At 51.2% G+C, this 16707-nt stretch carries 19 protein-coding genes; 10 read left to right on the top strand and 9 right to left on the bottom strand.

The features are described 5' to 3' along the window. Positions 1–84: 84 nt before the first annotated feature. Both AC2FNV_RS04325 and AC2FNV_RS04320 read left to right on the top strand, forming a co-directional pair. Complete coding sequence (locus tag AC2FNV_RS04325) at positions 85–393, top strand: ArsR/SmtB family transcription factor (RefSeq protein ID WP_170380040.1); 309 nt, start codon at positions 85–87, stop codon at positions 391–393. A 41-nt stretch (positions 394–434) separates the two neighbouring features. Then, on the top strand, positions 435–1496 hold the full coding sequence (locus AC2FNV_RS04320; protein WP_170607554.1) for a YeeE/YedE family protein: 1062 nt from the start codon (positions 435–437) through the stop codon (positions 1494–1496). A gap of 12 nt (positions 1497–1508) precedes the next feature. On the opposite strand, the gene otnC is transcribed toward AC2FNV_RS04320, so the two are convergent. The 7 genes from otnC to AC2FNV_RS04285 are packed head-to-tail and all read right to left on the bottom strand — an operon-like array spanning position 1509 to position 7783. Continuing rightward, on the bottom strand, positions 1509–2147 hold the full coding sequence (otnC, locus tag AC2FNV_RS04315; protein ID WP_170607552.1) for a 3-oxo-tetronate 4-phosphate decarboxylase: 639 nt from the start codon (positions 2145–2147) through the stop codon (positions 1509–1511). Next, positions 2144–3373: a 3-oxo-tetronate kinase gene (gene otnK, locus AC2FNV_RS04310; protein WP_496772499.1), complete on the bottom strand. Its 1230-nt coding sequence runs from the start codon at positions 3371–3373 to the stop codon at positions 2144–2146. Before otnK ends, otnC begins: the two co-directional genes overlap by 4 nt. Then, positions 3370–4167: an N-acyl homoserine lactonase family protein gene (locus AC2FNV_RS04305; RefSeq protein ID WP_170607548.1), complete on the bottom strand. Its 798-nt coding sequence runs from the start codon at positions 4165–4167 to the stop codon at positions 3370–3372. Before AC2FNV_RS04305 ends, otnK begins: the two co-directional genes overlap by 4 nt. Continuing rightward, on the bottom strand, positions 4164–4451 hold the full coding sequence (locus AC2FNV_RS04300) for a putative quinol monooxygenase (RefSeq protein ID WP_170607546.1): 288 nt from the start codon (positions 4449–4451) through the stop codon (positions 4164–4166). Before AC2FNV_RS04300 ends, AC2FNV_RS04305 begins: the two co-directional genes overlap by 4 nt. Next, a complete protein-coding gene (locus AC2FNV_RS04295) occupies positions 4451–5962 on the bottom strand; it encodes a tripartite tricarboxylate transporter permease (RefSeq protein ID WP_170607544.1) in 1512 nt (503 codons plus the stop codon). Before AC2FNV_RS04295 ends, AC2FNV_RS04300 begins: the two co-directional genes overlap by 1 nt. 4 nt (positions 5963–5966) lie before the next feature. Continuing rightward, positions 5967–6716 carry a hypothetical protein gene (locus AC2FNV_RS04290; protein ID WP_496772495.1) on the bottom strand — a complete coding sequence of 250 codons (750 nt, stop codon included), beginning with the start codon at positions 6714–6716 and terminating at the stop codon, positions 5967–5969. Positions 6717–6775: 59 nt separating this feature from the next. Next, positions 6776–7783: a Bug family tripartite tricarboxylate transporter substrate binding protein gene (locus AC2FNV_RS04285; protein ID WP_170474499.1), complete on the bottom strand. Its 1008-nt coding sequence runs from the start codon at positions 7781–7783 to the stop codon at positions 6776–6778. A gap of 137 nt (positions 7784–7920) precedes the next feature. Between AC2FNV_RS04285 and AC2FNV_RS04280 the strand changes: the two genes are divergently transcribed. The 6 genes from AC2FNV_RS04280 (at position 7921) to AC2FNV_RS04255 (ending at position 13572) form a co-directional block, all read left to right on the top strand. Next, the gene (locus AC2FNV_RS04280) at positions 7921–9009 is read left to right on the top strand and encodes an isocitrate/isopropylmalate dehydrogenase family protein (RefSeq protein WP_170607542.1); all 1089 of its coding nucleotides are present in this window, start codon (positions 7921–7923) and stop codon (positions 9007–9009) included. Beyond that, positions 9006–10037 (top strand): Gfo/Idh/MocA family protein, encoded by a 1032-nt coding sequence (locus tag AC2FNV_RS04275; protein ID WP_170607540.1) that lies wholly within the window; start codon positions 9006–9008, stop codon positions 10035–10037. Before AC2FNV_RS04280 ends, AC2FNV_RS04275 begins: the two co-directional genes overlap by 4 nt. Then, entirely contained in the window at positions 10034–10711 is a 678-nt protein-coding gene (locus tag AC2FNV_RS04270) for a GntR family transcriptional regulator (protein WP_254442619.1), read from the top strand. Before AC2FNV_RS04275 ends, AC2FNV_RS04270 begins: the two co-directional genes overlap by 4 nt. Before the next feature lie 315 nt (positions 10712–11026). Further along, complete coding sequence (locus AC2FNV_RS04265) at positions 11027–12127, top strand: Acg family FMN-binding oxidoreductase (protein WP_170474491.1); 1101 nt, start codon at positions 11027–11029, stop codon at positions 12125–12127. Then, complete coding sequence (locus AC2FNV_RS04260; protein WP_170607538.1) at positions 12117–12566, top strand: MarR family winged helix-turn-helix transcriptional regulator; 450 nt, start codon at positions 12117–12119, stop codon at positions 12564–12566. The genes AC2FNV_RS04265 and AC2FNV_RS04260 overlap by 11 nt, the downstream gene beginning before the upstream one ends. A gap of 73 nt (positions 12567–12639) precedes the next feature. Then, positions 12640–13572: a hypothetical protein gene (locus AC2FNV_RS04255; RefSeq protein ID WP_170607537.1), complete on the top strand. Its 933-nt coding sequence runs from the start codon at positions 12640–12642 to the stop codon at positions 13570–13572. 29 nt (positions 13573–13601) lie between these two features. Here AC2FNV_RS04255 and AC2FNV_RS04250 read toward each other — a convergent pair whose 3' ends face one another. Further along, entirely contained in the window at positions 13602–14369 is a 768-nt protein-coding gene (locus AC2FNV_RS04250; RefSeq protein ID WP_170607535.1) for an SdiA-regulated/phytase-like domain-containing protein, read from the bottom strand. 86 nt (positions 14370–14455) lie between these two features. Further along, a complete protein-coding gene (htpX, locus tag AC2FNV_RS04245; RefSeq protein ID WP_170607533.1) occupies positions 14456–15361 on the bottom strand; it encodes a zinc metalloprotease HtpX in 906 nt (301 codons plus the stop codon). Between the two features lie 269 nt (positions 15362–15630). Here htpX and AC2FNV_RS04240 point away from each other — a divergent pair, with 269 nt between their 5' ends. Both AC2FNV_RS04240 and AC2FNV_RS04235 read left to right on the top strand, forming a co-directional pair. Continuing rightward, a complete protein-coding gene (locus AC2FNV_RS04240) occupies positions 15631–16050 on the top strand; it encodes a hypothetical protein (protein ID WP_170607531.1) in 420 nt (139 codons plus the stop codon). Between the two features lie 119 nt (positions 16051–16169). After that, complete coding sequence (locus AC2FNV_RS04235; protein WP_170607529.1) at positions 16170–16664, top strand: P-loop nucleotide/nucleoside kinase family protein; 495 nt, start codon at positions 16170–16172, stop codon at positions 16662–16664. The last annotated feature ends 43 nt before the right edge of the window (positions 16665–16707 follow it).

The following is a 16707-nucleotide window of genomic DNA, read 5'->3' as shown; positions in this document are numbered from 1 at the left end:
TAAACTATTTTGAATGCGTTTAGCTATGAAAGCGAGGCGATCGTGTTGGACAAATCTTCGAAACTGCCTGTGTTCTCGAAAGACATGTGCGCCGAAGACCTGGATAGAATGATGGAGAATGCTCAGACGGCTTCAAACTTCCTCAAAGCTATAAGCCATGAGGGACGTCTGATGATCTTGTGTTATTTATCTTCAGGAGAGAAATCCGTCACGCAGATGGAAGAAATGCTGTCGGCACGACAGGCTGCGGTGTCTCAACAATTGTCCCGCTTGCGCTTCGAGGGCTTGGTAAAAACACGACGTGAGGGAAAGACGATCTACTACAGGTTGGCCGATGACCGATCAACGCAAATCCTCGAAGTCGTCTACGATCTATTCTGCAGGGAAAAGTAGAAACGGGTTTGAATCGCCGCCAGCTTTGGGAGGAGCCTGGCATGTTCGAAATCTTGGGAGACGCCAATACTGTCGCTCTGATCGGTTTGATCGGCGGAATTGTGTTGGGTTTGGCGGCGCGAATTGGCCGCTTTTGCACGTTGGGTGCGATCGAAGACTACATATATGCAAATGATGACCGGCGTTTGCGCATGTGGGCGGTCGCAATCGGTGTCGCGATTGCAGGCAGTCACTTAGCAATAGCGCTTGGTTGGCTTGACCCGGTTGAAACGGCATATCTCGCTCAATCCTGGAATCCAATTGGTTCGATCGTGGGCGGTCTCATGTTTGGGTACGGCATGGCCATAAGTGGGAACTGTGGCTATGGCGCGTTGGCAAGGCTCGGAGGTGGTGACCTTCGATCATTCGTTATCGTTTTGATAATGGGCCTTTCCGCTTACGTCGTTATGTCAGGACCATTGGCGTATCTAAGGGTTTGGATTTTCCCGGTGGAAATGAACCTGAGCGAGCCGCAAAGCATCAGTTTACTTGCCGAACGAATGATCGCAATTCCAGCTTGGTTAATCGGCACAACAACTGGTGCAGCCTTAGTGGTTTTCGCATTGCTAAGCGACAGACTTCGCCGCACCCCTTCGCAGGTCTTTTGGGGCGCTGCAGTTGGATTGGCAATAGTCTCTGGTTGGCTCGGCACAAATTGGGTCGCGGCACACGGATTCGAAGGAGAGACGGTGCAAACCCATACTTTTGCCGCGCCTCTCGGCGATACAATGTTCTACCTCATGACCGCATCCGGCACGACGCTTTCATTCGCTGTTGGATCGGTCACAGGCGTTCTAATAGGTGCCTTCCTGGGGTCTTGGTCCAAGGGTCAATTCCGATGGGAAGCTTGCGAAGACCCGCGGGAACTAAAGCGCCAGATTTTTGGGGCCGCGATCATGGGACCCGGGGCAATCATTGCGGTCGGATGCAGTGTCGGACAGGGTATCTCCGCTTTCTCGCTGCTGGCCTACAGTGCACCAGTAACGTTTTTAGCGATATTCGCTGGGGCTGCTCTTGGATTAAAGCAACTCGTAACTGGACTGTCTTTCATAACTCAGCGTTGAGCTACCCCAAGGCTAAGGTCTGCCTCGGTTTTGAACGAACTTCACTTCGTCGGTCGTCAAGCAGCGTGGTTGCAAACCACGTGTGAGCATCGCCAATTTTGCCGTCTCTTCCAATTCTTCCATTGCGAAGACCGCGGCCCAAATGTTCCTGGCCGCAACTACTGGGCCATGATTTGCCAGCAATACCGCGCTGCGTTCGCCAGCCAAGCTTCTGACTGCATCGCCCATCGCTTCGTCTCCTGGCAAATAGAATGGAAGCAGTTTTACCTTGCCCAATCTCATTATCGAATACGGTGTCAGAGGCGGCAAAACGTCGTCCGGATCAATGTCAGGCAGCATCGACAAGGCGACCGAATATGTGGAGTGCAGATGGACCACTGCTCCAGTGCGGTTTCGTGTTTCATAAAACGCCACGTGTAACGGAATTTCTTTAGTCGGGCGATCCCCACTGAGTAGGCGAAAATTTGAGTCCAGATGGCTGATACGCATGGGTTCCAGAAAGCCTAAAGAACTGCCAGTCGGCGTAATCAGAAATGTACCATCAGACAATCGCGCAGAAATATTCCCCGAAGCGCCGCAGGTAAGCCCTCGGTCAAACATTGACTTCGCCAAATTGCAGATATCTTCACGCAGCTTGGCTTCTTCGCTCATAATGATTTCTCCATCTTTGCCAATGCTTCGGCAAAGAAGTTTTCGCCTCCGAAATTTCCGGACTTCAGCGCCAATGCAACTGGGTGTGAACCATGAAAACGAAGCAAAGGAACTCCGGCCGCTAGGCGTGGGCCGACTTCAAGCACCTGAGCACTTAGCCCTTTTACAACCGCTCCGGATGTCTCACCTCCGGCTACAACAAATCGAGTTACCCCTCTGCCGAGCAACTGCGCGGACAAATCCGAAAAGAAAGCTTCGACCGCGGTCGCTGCTCGATCCGTTCCAAATTCTGTTTGCGCTTTTCTAACTAAGGCGGGATCTGCAGATGAGTAAATAAGGGGTGGCGTTTCCTGTGCTATTACCCAATCCGCCAATTCCTGTGTATCAACCGCTCCTGTGATAGCATCTGACGCGCGGATTTCGCGATGGAGGGACGTACGCTTATAAGTGTCGACTTGACCTCGGGTGGCTCTGCTGCACGAACCGGAAAGTACAACCCCGGAGCCCTGAACCGCGGTCCACGATGGTTTCGCCTGGGTAAAATGGAAATTTTCTGGCAGGCCCAAAGCAATACCTGAACCCCCGCAAAGCAAAGGGGTGCCTTTTGCCGCCTTGCCAATCTCGATCATATCCACATCACGGATTGCGTCCACAATGGCATAACCTGTTGCCGGCAACTCAGCGCGAATTTCAGTAGCACCCCGCATCACTGTAAGAGCGCTGACATGATGGATCTGCTTTGGCGTTTGTTGTGCTAATACCCGCCTCAAATCTGAGTCGCGCATTGGGGTAAGTGGGTGATCCTGCATACCGCTTTCATTCAACAACTTATCCTGAACAAACAAATGCCCTTGATAAATACTGCGCCCATTTTCGGGAAATGCCGGACATACTATGACGCCATCGGCATTCAATCGATCGGACAAAGCATCCAAAACCGGACCAATGTTGCCGTCTGCCGTGCTGTCAAAAGTCGAACAGATCTTGAAAACGATCTGTTCTGCTCCTTGAACCAATAACCAATCACACGCGGCAAGACTGTCCTCAATTGCTTCGTTTAAAGGTGACGTCCGGGATTTTAGGGCGACGACTCCTGCGTCGAGATCATTAGCCGCTGGGAAATCCGGAGTTCCGATGAATTGGCACACTCGCAAACCTCCCTCAGCCAACGTAAGCGCGATGTCTGAGGCTCCTGTGAAGTCATCGGCTATCACGCCTATTTTCATAACTTGATCTCTTTAACAGGACCCGAGTCCAGCCGGTGAATGTGTGGTGCAATCCCTACGGGGAAAACCTCTCGGACAAGCGGATCATGACCGGGTATGATAAGCTTGGGGGACGACGCCAGTCTTTCCAAAGTTGCAAAGCCGTCCAGCATGTCCTGCAAATCGACCACAATCGGGAAGGCTTTCCGCGCCATAAAGTTCTCGTAGTAGTGTGAGGCGTCCGAGGCCAGTACCATCCACCCGGCGCCAGTTCGCACACGAACACACTGCAACCCGCGCGAGTGGCCGCCTATGCAATGCACAGTCACTCCTTCCGCAATCTCGGCATCACCGTCATGGAAAACAACTTTGCCAGAGTACAAACGCCTTATCGCTTCACATACATGATCGGCGGAAAACGGTGCCCGTAAATGGTCTTCGCACATGCAAGGGCCAGTGGCGAAATTCATTTCAGCTGATTGCATATGCAACTTGGCATTTGGGAACAGATGCAATCCACCAGCATGATCATAGTGAAGATGAGTTACGATGACCTGGCTAACGCTTTCGGGCAAAATTTCCAGCGGCTTCAACGCCTCGCGCGGGTCCACTGCAATGGGGCGCCCACGGGCGGCGCCTTCGTCCGCGTCATAGCCGGTGTCAACAAGAATCACTTCGTCGCCGCGCTTCAAAACCCAAACGAAATAATCCATTGCGTGGGGCGCGTCATGATTGTCTTCAAAAACAAAGCTATCTGCCCGGGTTCTGGCATTACGATCAGCATACTTAACAGCATGGATTTCCCAATCACTCATCGGATAACCTCGGAAAAAAGGACAACAGTTTTGTTGGCAATCATATCCGCCACAGCGGTATCGAAGGATTTAAAATGGGCGCTTTCTAGGTGAGCTTCGAAAGAAGCCGCGTCATCATAAACTTCATAGAGAAACACCGTCTGGGATTCGTCGCCAACACAAACGTCGAATTGACGACACCCCGGCTCGTTGCGCAACGAAGACGCGGCATTTTCAATCATCAACGGTAAGAATACCTCTCGCACTCCGGGTTTGAGAGTAAAGGTCACAGTAACCGCGAACATCAGACAGACAATCCTTTCAGGCGCGAGAAGACCCGCTTGGCTGCGGGAAATTGACTTACGATCAAGCCAATATTCAACACCAGTAGAATGGCAGCACCCGGGCGCGAAAAAAAGACGGACAAATCCCCGTCCGACAGAAACAGAGAACGGCGGAAGGTCTCGTCAAACAACCCACCCAAAATGACGCCGATCACTAGCGGCGCAATCGGGTATTTCATCAGGTTCATGAAATATGCCACCGCACCGACGGCAAGCATCAGGTAAAGATCGTTTATCCCGCCCCCAACACTGAACGAACCGATAGTAGTCAGCACCATTACGACCGGTAAAAAGACAGTCTGAGGTATTGCAAGTATCTTAATAAAGACTCGCGCCGTAAATAGCCCCATTAGAAACATTGTAAGAGACGCCATCACCAATATCGCCACAACACGCAGGATGATCTCGGGGTCTATAGTCGGTCCAGGGATCACATTGTTAATCTTGAAAGCGCCCATCAGAGCCGCTGCAGGGGGAGAACCTGGTATGCCCAGCACCAGCAAGGGAATTAGCGCTCCGCCTATGCATGCGTTGTTGGCCGTTTCAGAACACAACAGACCATCCAGGGAACCACGGCCGAATTTTTCACCTTCGGACGAAACGGTCTTTCCAACGCCGTAGCTAACCCAACCAGCGACATCCTCACCGACACCCGGTAGCGCACCGACACCCGTTCCAATCACCCCTGATCGGCCTATCGTCGGCAGATGTCGCCTTACAGATTTTAGATTAGGCAATATTCGTCCCTTAAGGGCCAGGACTTTACCTGCTTCCACATGACGCAAACCATCTATGATTTGAGGAACAGCAAAGGCACCCATCAGAACCGGGACAACCTGAAACCCACTCAACAAGTATGACCAGCCAAAGGTGTATCGGGGTTCAGACAAAAGAGGGTCAAGCCCAACCATTGACATCGCAAGCCCAACCAATCCTGCAATCCAGCCTTTAATCACCAGGTCTTCGCTCATCAGCGTGCCCGAAAGCAGAATACCGAACAGAGCAAGCAAAGCTTTTTCCGGGCTGGCGATGTTCTTTGACACCATTAGAAGCGCCCAGACAAATACCAAAAGCGTCAAGGTGCCGATCACCGTACCGATGAAACTAGCTGTTGTCGTAAGCCCCAACGCTTCTCCACCGCGGCCTGCTTTCGCCAGGGGATAGCCGTCCATTGCCGTTGCTGCACTGGCCGCCGTGCCGGGAATGTTCAACAGAATTGATGGATACGACCCACCATAAATCGCACCAACATAAGCTCCGAGCAAAGCGATCAGAGAGTAATCGAGCGGTATTTTGTTGCTGAAGAAGCCGGTGAGAATCGTTACCGCGAGCGTCGCCGTAAGTCCCGGCAGAGCACCGAATGAGATACCTAGGAAAACCGATGTTATCAAATATACATAGGAAAGCGGATCCACGACCAAATTCACGAGAGCCGCGCCAAATCCAGAAAGTTGCGAAACGATGAACTCCATTACGCTAGTCTTTCCACAATGGACGAAGCGATACGTAGTAGTGGTATTCGATCTGTTTGAATATCAGTCCACCGCGCGCGGGAACGTTCTGACGAAAGACAAATGCCATCATGCAAACGAGGATAAGAGGAGCCAATATCGCCACGATTGGCACAACCCGCAAAACGCTTTCGGATCGGGCTTTGATTGCCACTAAGACCGTCAAGCCTGTCCACAGCGCCAAAGTGACCCAATCATCACCGTGTGTGTTCCAATCCGGCTGGGTCGGATTTGTTGCAAATGCGAAAAACCCGGCGGCGACAACTGCAATGCAGGCCACAAGGGCGCGTTGGGCGTGACCGCCGTAGAAACCAAAGATCAAAGCTGTAATTAGCAGACCTGAACACAGGATAAAGTCAACTCTGGGGACCAAACCGACCAAGTATGCAAATATTATCAATCCGATGGTTAAGCTACGAAACGCTTCCGCTTTGTCCCAACCGATCCCTGCCGCGTTCAGCGCTTGTCGAGCCCCACCCGATCCAATTGAAGTAACGAGCAGAACAACGGACAATACAAGCAACCCACCAAAGATAATTAACGGCACTATTGCCGCCGAGTTGTACCAATCTGAGCCGCTGACTCCTGCGCGGTTTTCACCCCATAGTGGAATATCCAAGGTCTTCCACAAAAAGAACAGAGACGCGGCGATCAGGACCACTGACGCCCAAAAGTCCCGCGCGCGTAAGACCAGTGTTTCGTCGATCTTTTCCATTTCCTGCCTCCGGAAGAAAAGGGACGCAGGCAAAATGCGCCCCCTTCGATCGATCTGCTTTATGGTTTCTGGATACCCAGTGAGGCTGGGTCCACAGTTGCAGCGCCCAAATCCTGAAGTGTGTAGGCAAACGTAGCCTCAAGATTAGCGAACAGTTCCTGAGCTTCTGCCCCATGCTGTCCACCTACATCGTAGTTATTTGCGGCGGCCCACGAGGCGACTGCATCAGAGGCAATCGCCTGCTCGAATGCTTCGCCAAGCGCGGCTTTTACCTCGTCTCCGGCAGAGTTGTGCACGGCAAAACCGATTGCTTGTTTCAGGGGTAGGTATTGGTCAAGGCCGTCATAAATTCCAAATGCGGACGGTACCGTTGTTCCGGCAATTTGCGCGTCTTCCGGTGTTAACATCGCAAGAGGCTTCAACTGCCCACCTTCGATCAATGGTGCCTGCTCGGCCAAGGATGTAACGACCAAAGCTACTTCGCCCGCGATGGCGGCCTCCTGCCCAGGCGCAGAACCTTTGTAGGGTACAAACTTGAACTCCGCACCTGACCCTTTTTCAATGGCCAGTAGATTCAGGTGGTGAATAGACCCCGCGCCGGACGCAGCAGCGGGGATACTACCCGGCGCGGCTTTGGCGGCATCAACCAATTCTTCTAATGAATTGTATGGGCTTCCTGCCGGAACAGAAATCAGATCTGGCGATCCGCCTACGATGAAAGGGTACCAGAAGTCGAACTTTTGATCCCACCCGCCTTGCACGGCTGCCGTGACATTTGACTCGGACAATCCAACCAAGGTGTAACCATCGTCAGGTTGGTTCATTACATAAACCATCCCGTTCGAGCCCGCGACACCCCCGGTTTGATTGATCACGTTGATCGAAACAGGCAGGTGCTTTTCCATCTCAGCCATAATCATGCGGTTGATCGTATCGGTGCCGCCCCCGGCGCCCCAAACTACTGCCGTTGTGATGTCGCGATAGGGATAGTCCTGCGCGGTAGCGCCCGTTGCAAACCCGGTTGCCATCAAAGCAGCGAAAGCAAACGGTCTCAGTCTATACTTCATTTCTAATTCCTCCCGAGTCATCAATGCGTTTATTATTGCATTTTTTTATGTATACGTTACAGAATGCACTGTCAACGGGCTGTAGTGAAGGCCGCTATCGCGCTATGAATGCGAAACGGGAAGGAAGTGGGGTCAAAATGGACAAAAGTTACCAAGTTGCAGTTTTCCATGGAGATGGAATTGGCCCAGAAATCATGGTGCCCGCGTTAGAAATTTTACAGCTGCTTTCAGCATGCAATCCCGACTATGACCTGGCATTCACAGATGCCCCGGCGGGTGCGTCGCATTACGCGGCCACGGGTGAAGCATTTCCCGCAAAGTCTTTGGAAACGGCCCGGGACGCCGACGCGATTCTTCTCTCGGCAATGGGTTTGCCGGACGTGCGCTACCCAGATGGCACCGAGATTTCTCCGCAGATTGACCTAAGAAAAAAACTGGGGCTGTTTGCCGGTGTTCGCCCGGTGAAGGTGAGCTCTGGACAAATCACACCATTGGCATTGCCCGAAGGAAAAGAAATCGACTTTGTTTTGATTCGGGAAAGCACAGAAGGATTGTTCTTTACGCAAGGCGCAGGCGATGTAAGCGAAGACGAGGCCCGCGAAACTTTGCTTATCACCCGTGACGTTTCCGAAAAACTGTTCCGCTTTGCGTTTCAACTCGCACAGACCCGCAAACAATCAGGCCGCGGCCAAGGTCGGGTCACTTGTGTCGACAAGGCCAATGTTTTCCGCGCGTTTGCTTTCTTTCGTTCGATTTTCGATGCCGAGGCTGCTCGTCATCCTGATCTTCAGGCGGATCACGCTTATGTGGATGCTACCGCGCTTTGGATGGTTCAAAAACCATGGGAATTTGACGTCCTTGTGACCGAAAATATGTTTGGCGACATTCTTTCTGACCTTGGAGCCGGCCTTATGGGTGGCCTCGGATTAGCGCCATCAGCAGATATCGGTCTGGATCACGCCGTTTTTCAACCTTGTCACGGCTCAGCACCGGACATCGCCGGACAAGGTATCGCCAACCCGTTCGCGATGATTTTGTCGGCTGCGATGATGCTGGAATGGCTGGGTTTAACCCACAAAAACCCAGCTTTGTCTCAGGACGGGACACGCCTGCGGGCAGCGGTTGAGCAAGTCTTAGCAGATGGCACAAACTTGACCCGTGATCTTGGCGGCACCGCAGGAACAAAAGACGCAGCTTCATCTGTATTGGAACTGTTGAAGGCATGAACACTAATCAAGATATAAGAGTCGCATGTGTCGGAGCCGGTTACTTCAGTCGTTTCCATTATGAGAGTTGGGTCCGAATGCCGGGCGCCATTCCAGTGGGCTCGTGCAACCGTGATCTTGAAAAAGCGCGGGCCACCGGACTTCCTGCGTATCAGGACATCTTGCAAATGCTGGAGACAGAAGAACCTGATTTGGTAGACATTATTTTGCCGCCGGTGGCTCAGGCAAAAGCAATTCGAACAGCTCTGGATTTCGGTATCAAATGGATGATCTGCCAAAAGCCGTTTTGTCTGTCTTTGGCCGAGGCGAAGGCGGTCACCTCTGAAGCAGAGGCAGCGGGTGCAACTATTATCGTTCACGAAAACTTTCGATTTCAGCCTTGGTATCGTGCCATCAAAAAAGCAATGGACAAGGGTCTTATCGGCAGACCTTTGCAAGCTACATTTCGGCTGAGGCCCGGTGATGGACAGGGACCGAAAGCATACCTGGATCGGCAGCCGTATTTTCAGGAGATGCCACGATTTCTGGTACACGAAACAGCAGTTCATTGGATCGACACTTTTAGGTTTCTATTTGGGATGCCCAGCGCTGTTTATGGCGATCTGCGCAGGGTAAATCCGGTTATTGCCGGCGAAGATGCTGGCTATATCCTGTTCGATCATCCGAACGGTTTGAAAGCTTTGTTCGATGGAAACAGGTGCCTTGACCACCAAGCAGAAAATCTGCGTCAGACCATGGGTGAGGCTCTCATCGAAGGAACCGAGGGATCCCTGGTTCTTTGTGGCGACGGCTCAGTGGAACTCCGTGGTTTCGGAAAACAAGAGCGGCAGCAGATTCTACCCCCAAGCAATCACGATGGTTTTGGAGGCGACTGCGTCCACGTCTTGCAAAGTCACGTCATTTCAGGCCTTTTAAGAGGCACGCCGTTCGAGAACACAGCCAGAGATTATCTGGACGTAATCCGCATCGAAGAAGCAATTTACCGCGCGGCTGCAGAGGAACGAAAGATTAACTTGGAGACACCTTGAAGGATCACGACAGCAAAACATTGTCTAATACGCAACGAGCCGCCCGAGATTTGCGGCGTATGATTTTGTCTGGTGAACTACCGGCCGGAACTGACCATCTGGAATCAGAGCTGGCGGAAACCCTTGGCATGTCCCGCACCCCGATCCGCGAGGCTGCTTTAATGCTGGAAAGCAGGGGCTTGCTGGAAATGCGCCCCCGCAAAGGTGTGCGCATTCTTCCTGTTTCCACTGAAGACATGCGCGAGATCTACGACATCCTTACAGAACTGGAAAGCCTTGCCGCGCAACGCGCGGCAGAGGCTGGATACTCTGAAGTAGAACTTGCGTTGCTGGCCACATCAATCTCTCAGATGGATCAGGCTATCGCAACGGAAGACCTTGAGGCATGGGCCGAAGCTGACGAGTTATTTCACAAGGAACTCGTTCGTTTAGGTGGCAACAAACGCATCGAAGCAATTGTGGCAATGATGAGTGATCAAGTTCGACGTGCGCGCGCAACGACGCTTTTTATTAGACCTTTGCCAGTCCAATCTAATGAAGATCATCGCGCGGTATTTAAAGCCATATGTGAAGGCCAGCCAGAAGTGGCGCGGGACCGCCATCGTAAGCACCGCTTGCAAGCTAAAAGGATGCTCTGCGAGATATTGGAAAAACATCGGCTCAACAGCCTTTAAATTCCTACAACTTGACGTTGCTACATGAGAGCACGCGAAAGATATTGAACTGCTCAGGCATGGGTCTTTAAAACTCGTGTGCTACAATCAAGCGGCGATTAAATGGCGGTGATGCCTTCATCGCGGCCAATAGCGTATTCGATAGGTCCGAAACCTAATGTGCGGTTTGGTTGGGAATACGCATCTTAAAAAAACGCCTGATGCTCAGGGCACACACTATTTCGTCAAGCAATTTAAGCACGGTACATTTTACCGAACCTTGATTAGTACGATATCGTATTATATAGTGCGATATCGTACTAATGGAGATTTCTTATGACAAACAGACGAAAGTTCCTGAAAATCATTGGCGGTGGTACGATAATAGCGGCTGCGGGAGCCGCCGGTTTCATGGCGACTCGCACACCGCAAAAGGCACTGGCACCTTGGCAACCCATTCCATACGAGGATCCACGCAAGGCGGCATTATCTTATGCAATTCTCGCCCCCAATCCGCACAATCGCCAGCCTTGGCTGATAGAACTAATCGACGAGGACAGAGCCCGCATTCATCGTGACACAGAACGCGAATTGCCAGAGACCGATCCCAACCATCGTCAGCTTTACATCGGTCTTGGCGCCTTTTTAGAAACCATGGTTCTAGCGGCAAGCGCACAGGGTTTTAACGCAAAACTGACCCTTTTGCCTGAAGGGGATGAAGGACCCGTCGCAGACGCATCGTTTGAAGCCGGCGCAAAGGCCGATCCTCTGGCGGCCCATATTCTCAACAGGCATTCAAACAAAGAGCCTTACAGCGATAGACGCCTGCAACCTTCTGAAGCATCTGCCCTGAACGACTATGCGAGCTTGGTTTTGGATGAAGCAAAAGTTGCCCGAATTCGAGAACTCACAAAAAGAGCCTTTGAAATAGAGGTGAAGACACCGCGTACTTTGAAAGAGTCAGTCGATCTGATGCGCATTGGCAAAGCGGAAATCAATTCCAATCCCGACGGTATTGAACTTCGCGATCCGATGCTTGAAGCTTTGCGTCTGACGGGTTTGCTAGGCCAGGACACGTTGATGAATATTGATCACCCCGGCAATAAGGCACAACTGCGTGACTACTATGCCATGCTGGATGCGACGCCCCATTACGCCGTCATTACCACCCGGACAAATAACCGCCGGGATCAACTGGACGCCGGACGTCAGCTAATGCGGTTGTATCTGAAAACGACTGAAATGGGCGTCGGTGTTCATCCTGTAAGTCAGGCTCTGCAGGAATATCCAGAGATGGCTGGCGAATATGCGCTCGCGCACGAGCTTCTTGCTCCGCAGGGGCATACGGTTCAAATGTTGTTGAGATTGGGATATGGACCAGAACCAATACCCACACCACGCTGGCCGCTGGAGACGCGCTTACTGAATGAAGTCTAAAGATGAAATCGAAGAAGTTTATCGGTTCTTTACCGAGGTCGGGATCATCAACCAGTTGATCTCGACCAAGCTTGAAGCATTGTTGCCTAACCGTATGACCGCAACTCAGTTCGGCATACTTGGACATCTTGTGCGTCGCCCCGACGGAGGAACTCCGCTCCAACTGTCAAAGGCGTTCCAGGTTCCAAAGACATCGATGACTCATATGCTTGCGGGGTTAGAAACTAAAGCGCTGATTACCTTAGAACCCAATCCAAGCGATAAGCGTTCAAAAATTGCCCGTTCGACATCGCGAGGTGAGCAATTTTTGAATGAAAGCATGCAGAGAATGTCAAAAGCTTTGCAGCCAGTATTGGATGATCTAGGACACGAACCCTTTGCCAACTCGTTGACTTACCTGGCTCGAATTCGTGAAACTCTAGACAAGGAACGGGACTAAGTTCAGTCTGAGTCACCGCTTTTTAAGGGCCGGATACGGACAACTTTATACAACCGGTACGTGGAGGTATGACGTGTCGACAGGGTCCAGTGGATTGCTCTCTTGGAAAATGACTGGCACAATTTGCGCCTCAGCATCCTTGGCGATCCTGCTTGGACGCGAAATAGAACCTTTCGGAGGAGTGGCAGCGGTTGCTGGGTTTTCGGCGGGGCTTCTTGGGTCTGTATTTTCGACACCTGTTGCAACCGCAAGAACTTTGGTCCTCGTGGCTTCATGCATTTTGATCTGCACACTAATTCCTGCGCAATGGACTGCATTCTTGTGCGGCTTTGTCCTTGTGAGCTGGGCCGCTTTTGATGCCCGCATCAGCGGCAGCCTTGCCACAGTTCCCGCATTGAACGGTTTGTTACTTTACTTGCTGATACCTCCTGACCAGCGAACAGCCTCATTGGTGGCAATGTTCGTGATCGCAGCTGCGGTCGGAGGCTTGGTAAGCACGTGGCTTCGTTTGCTTGGATCTGCAAGACGCAAACCCATGTCCGTGAAAGGGGCAGTATCGATTTGGATTTTTTTGATCTTGGGTCTGGGATTAACGTCGATACTTGCGCAAATGATCGGAAATCAAAAATCCTATTGGCTTTCCTTTCTTTTCGTATTCCGTGTTTTGGCCCCGCTAGAGAAAGTTCCTGACTCAGCGCTTAGGTTCGGGATCGGGGTGGCAATCGGATCGTTGGTCGCAATATGTCTTGAGTCCGTGGGTTTGCCGCATCGGGTTCTCATGCTTCTTGGCATTGCATCCGCTATCGTCGGTGTCCACCGGATAGGTGGGCGGACAATGTGGACCGCGATGTTCTTCACGATTGCGACCCTTCTAATTACTGCTCCTACGGTAGAATTCGCGGTCTTTCGAATTGAAGCGGCTGCAATGGTAGTCGTCTTGGTTGGTGGCCTTGCGTTTCTGATAAGTTGGATCTGGGAGCGTATTGAAAACCGGATTGGCGTTTGATTGAACAGCAAAAGCTATAACTTGGCTGCTTAAAACATCATACAGTCTGCACCCGGAGACAGTGGAGCAGCGCCCTCAGGTAAAGTGGGTGAATAGTCGAAAGTCACAATTTTTGCGCCACCGTCAAATGCAACGAATAGCTGATTTGACCCCGGCCGGATGGCAATGCCTTCCGGGTCGGCACCGAACTCCAGCAAGCTTACCTGGGCCAAAAGTTGCCCGTTGGATGTGAATTCGTACAGGCTGTTTGATCCTTCCCAATCGTCGACAATCAACATGTGGCCGGTGCGGGGATCAATAGCGATGCCTTGCGCTTCACTTAAAGGCGGGGACAGGTTCATTGTATCTAATCGGAACTTTAAATTTCCATCCATGTCGAACCAAGAAAGCCTTTCTGGATCGTCTTCGACGGTCACAATCTCTCCGCTGGATGTGATTGCGATGCCTTCCGTGTCCGCAAATCCACCCTCCAGCACGAAAGGCGCACCCAGTGGCATCCCATCTTTCGTCAAACGTTGAAGGCCACCGAATCCGTCGCCGACCAGAAGGTGGTCTCCCTCCACCGCAATCGCTTTGATCCGGTGCAGGTCGCCGCTGACACGGCGCAGTTCGTCGCCTTGAAGAGTAACCAGTACGGCTTCGGTGCTTTCGTTGGCAATCCACAACCCACAGAAAGTAGGATCGTAATCCAAGCTTGCTGGACGGTTTAATTCATAACGGCCAGTCTCTTTTAGTTCCAATGCCGCCGCCGAAATTGGTAACATACAGCAAAGAAAAACAACCATTCCTTGGTACATCAAACACTCCTAGTTTCTGAATAGTGAAACAGTGTTCTTTCTACTCAGTCCAAATTCACGATACGGGTTTGGGAGCGGTATTTTAACTACCCCCATGGTCCGGTTCCTGGGCCACGTTTTATTTCAGAACCAGCCGGACTCCGACGCTGCCTGTTCGATTGCTCTGCGAGTTTCTGTAATGCCGCTATCCTGTTTGCCGTCGAAGGGTGCGTTGAAAACAGCTTGTCACGTTTATAGGCATGCAACGGGTTGATGATGAACATATGTGCGGTCGCCGGGTTCCGTTCCGCAGTGTCGTTGTCAATTCGAGCAGCGCCGCGCTGAATACGTTGTAAAGCTGACGCCAAAGCCAAAGGTTGCCCGCAAATTTCAGCACCGACTCTGTCCGCCGAGTACTCTCTTGTCCGACTAATGGCCATTTGCACTAACCCAGCCGCTAAGGGGACCAAAATCATCAAGGCTATAGTCCCAACCAACCCTATCGCGCTGTCTCTTCTTCCACCAAAAAACAATGCAAAGTTTGCCAGCATTGTAATTGCACCTGCAAATGTCGCTGTGACTGTCATGATCGCGGTATCGTGGTTTTTAATGTGAGCTAGTTCATGCGCGATTACCCCTGCTAACTCTTCGCGCGATAGCGTTTGCAACAACCCCGAAGTTACAGCGACGGCGGCGTTGCGGGGATTACGCCCTGTTGCAAAAGCGTTTGGTTGGGGTGTTTCGATCAGATAGATTTCCGGTGTTGGCAAGTCAGCATTGCCAGCCAGTGTCTCAACCAATTTGGACAAACCCAATCGATCTTCGGTCAGAACTGGTCGTGCATTGTGCATACTCAGAACCATTTTGTCCGAATTCCACCACGTAAATACGTTCATTCCAGCGGCAACCATCAAAGCAATCAGCATGCCGCCTGTACCCGCAAGAAGATATCCAAAACCCATGAACAAAGCGGTCATTGCGGCCATCAATATCGCTGTTTTCGCATAACCCATCCGAAAGCCCTCGGCGTAATTCCGTGATCAATTCGTCCTGCTTACACAGATTATTGCTTTGACTTGCGACAATTCCAAGAACTCAGGACATTCATCTGGCTTCAATTCGATAGTTCAAAAGTTCAAATATAATATATTTTTCAATATGTTATTGATTGAATTCTGGGTCCGTCAAAAATTCTCGTCCTACTGTGACCTACTTAACTTTATAGGAAACGAGCGTTTGGCATTATGTTTGCAAAGGATCAGCTAGTGTCACGAGTAACCAGATGTATTTTTCCACGTTTGACGGACATCGCAGTTCCGTCAATGACATCCAAAAAGACGAATTTGCCCGAAAATTTCCACTGTTGGAAGACGCTGATGTGTACGCGCGCTGGAAAGCAAGTTCTTGGCAGATTACCCGGATCGGCGATATCTGGAAAAGATCAGGGAGGATATTTTCTTTGAATTACGCAGGTTCAAACGTGTATCCCTCGTTCCAGTTTGCCGAGGATGGAACCCCGCTTCCTTTGATGAAAAAAATCCTTGACGCGCTGCCACAGGACATGACGCCGTGGGAACGTGCATTTTGGATGGCTTCGCCCAAAAACGAACTCGAAGGCGAGTGCCCTGTGAAGTGTGTCCGGAGGAATGATGACCGAGTGATCCAAGCCGCGTCAAAAGTTGAGCAGCTTACCACTCAATAAGTTCAACTATCCAGTGATTTTGCAGAAGCTTTGAATATTGGGGCAAAGCTATGCGATGTTGACCTCTGAATTACACTGGGCAAACTTCGTTTTTGACATCGCGCTCAAAAGAAAATTCCATGACCGAAAACACTCCAAAGTTAGTGCTTGTTTGTGGCAAACCAGCCGCGGGAAAATCGACTCTCGCTCGTCAACTTGGTGAGGCAAAACGTACAGTCGTTATTTCCGAGGATGAGTGGTTGGCGGCATTATATAGAAACGAAATGTCTACAATCTCGGACTATGTTCAGTGTTCAAGACAATTGCGCGGCATCATGGGGCGTCATGTCGTTTCATTGCTGAAGGCAGGGATATCAGTCGTTCTGGATTATCCAGCCAATACACTTGCTGCGCGCTCTTGGATGAACAGTGTCGCTAAATCCGCAAACGCGGCAAGTGAGCTTCACTATCTCGATCTGCCCAATGATCTGTGTAAAACAAGAATGCGAGAGCGGAATGAGGCCGGTGAACACCAGTTTCAACTGACTGAGGAACAATTTGATCAGATAGCCAGCCATTTCGTTGCCCCAACCGCCGATGAAGGTTTTGAGCTAGTGGTTCATCGTCTGAAATGAATTGAGACAAGGTATCCCGCGGGACAACTATCTTTTAACTCAG

This window comes from Ruegeria sp. BHSA163 (assembly GCF_059613365.1).
The sequence above is the reverse complement of the archived record's forward strand: the minus strand, read 5'-3'. Positions and strand labels throughout refer to the sequence as shown.

Coding starts and splice junctions, on each gene's coding strand:
- AC2FNV_RS04325 (WP_170380040.1), top strand. CDS start 85: ATGTGCGCCGAAGACCTGGATAGAATGATGGAGAATGCTCAGACGGCT.
- AC2FNV_RS04320 (WP_170607554.1), top strand. CDS start 435: ATGTTCGAAATCTTGGGAGACGCCAATACTGTCGCTCTGATCGGTTTG.
- otnC (WP_170607552.1), bottom strand. CDS start 2,147: ATGAGCGAAGAAGCCAAGCTGCGTGAAGATATCTGCAATTTGGCGAAG.
- otnK (WP_496772499.1), bottom strand. CDS start 3,373: ATGAAAATAGGCGTGATAGCCGATGACTTCACAGGAGCCTCAGACATC.
- AC2FNV_RS04305 (WP_170607548.1), bottom strand. CDS start 4,167: ATGAGTGATTGGGAAATCCATGCTGTTAAGTATGCTGATCGTAATGCC.
- AC2FNV_RS04300 (WP_170607546.1), bottom strand. CDS start 4,451: ATGTTCGCGGTTACTGTGACCTTTACTCTCAAACCCGGAGTGCGAGAG.
- AC2FNV_RS04295 (WP_170607544.1), bottom strand. CDS start 5,962: ATGGAGTTCATCGTTTCGCAACTTTCTGGATTTGGCGCGGCTCTCGTG.
- AC2FNV_RS04290 (WP_496772495.1), bottom strand. CDS start 6,716: ATGGAAAAGATCGACGAAACACTGGTCTTACGCGCGCGGGACTTTTGG.
- AC2FNV_RS04285 (WP_170474499.1), bottom strand. CDS start 7,783: ATGAAGTATAGACTGAGACCGTTTGCTTTCGCTGCTTTGATGGCAACC.
- AC2FNV_RS04280 (WP_170607542.1), top strand. CDS start 7,921: ATGGACAAAAGTTACCAAGTTGCAGTTTTCCATGGAGATGGAATTGGC.
- AC2FNV_RS04275 (WP_170607540.1), top strand. CDS start 9,006: ATGAACACTAATCAAGATATAAGAGTCGCATGTGTCGGAGCCGGTTAC.
- AC2FNV_RS04265 (WP_170474491.1), top strand. CDS start 11,027: ATGACAAACAGACGAAAGTTCCTGAAAATCATTGGCGGTGGTACGATA.
- AC2FNV_RS04260 (WP_170607538.1), top strand. CDS start 12,117: ATGAAGTCTAAAGATGAAATCGAAGAAGTTTATCGGTTCTTTACCGAG.
- AC2FNV_RS04250 (WP_170607535.1), bottom strand. CDS start 14,369: ATGTACCAAGGAATGGTTGTTTTTCTTTGCTGTATGTTACCAATTTCG.
- htpX (WP_170607533.1), bottom strand. CDS start 15,361: ATGGGTTATGCGAAAACAGCGATATTGATGGCCGCAATGACCGCTTTG.
- AC2FNV_RS04240 (WP_170607531.1), top strand. CDS start 15,631: ATGTATTTTTCCACGTTTGACGGACATCGCAGTTCCGTCAATGACATC.
- AC2FNV_RS04235 (WP_170607529.1), top strand. CDS start 16,170: ATGACCGAAAACACTCCAAAGTTAGTGCTTGTTTGTGGCAAACCAGCC.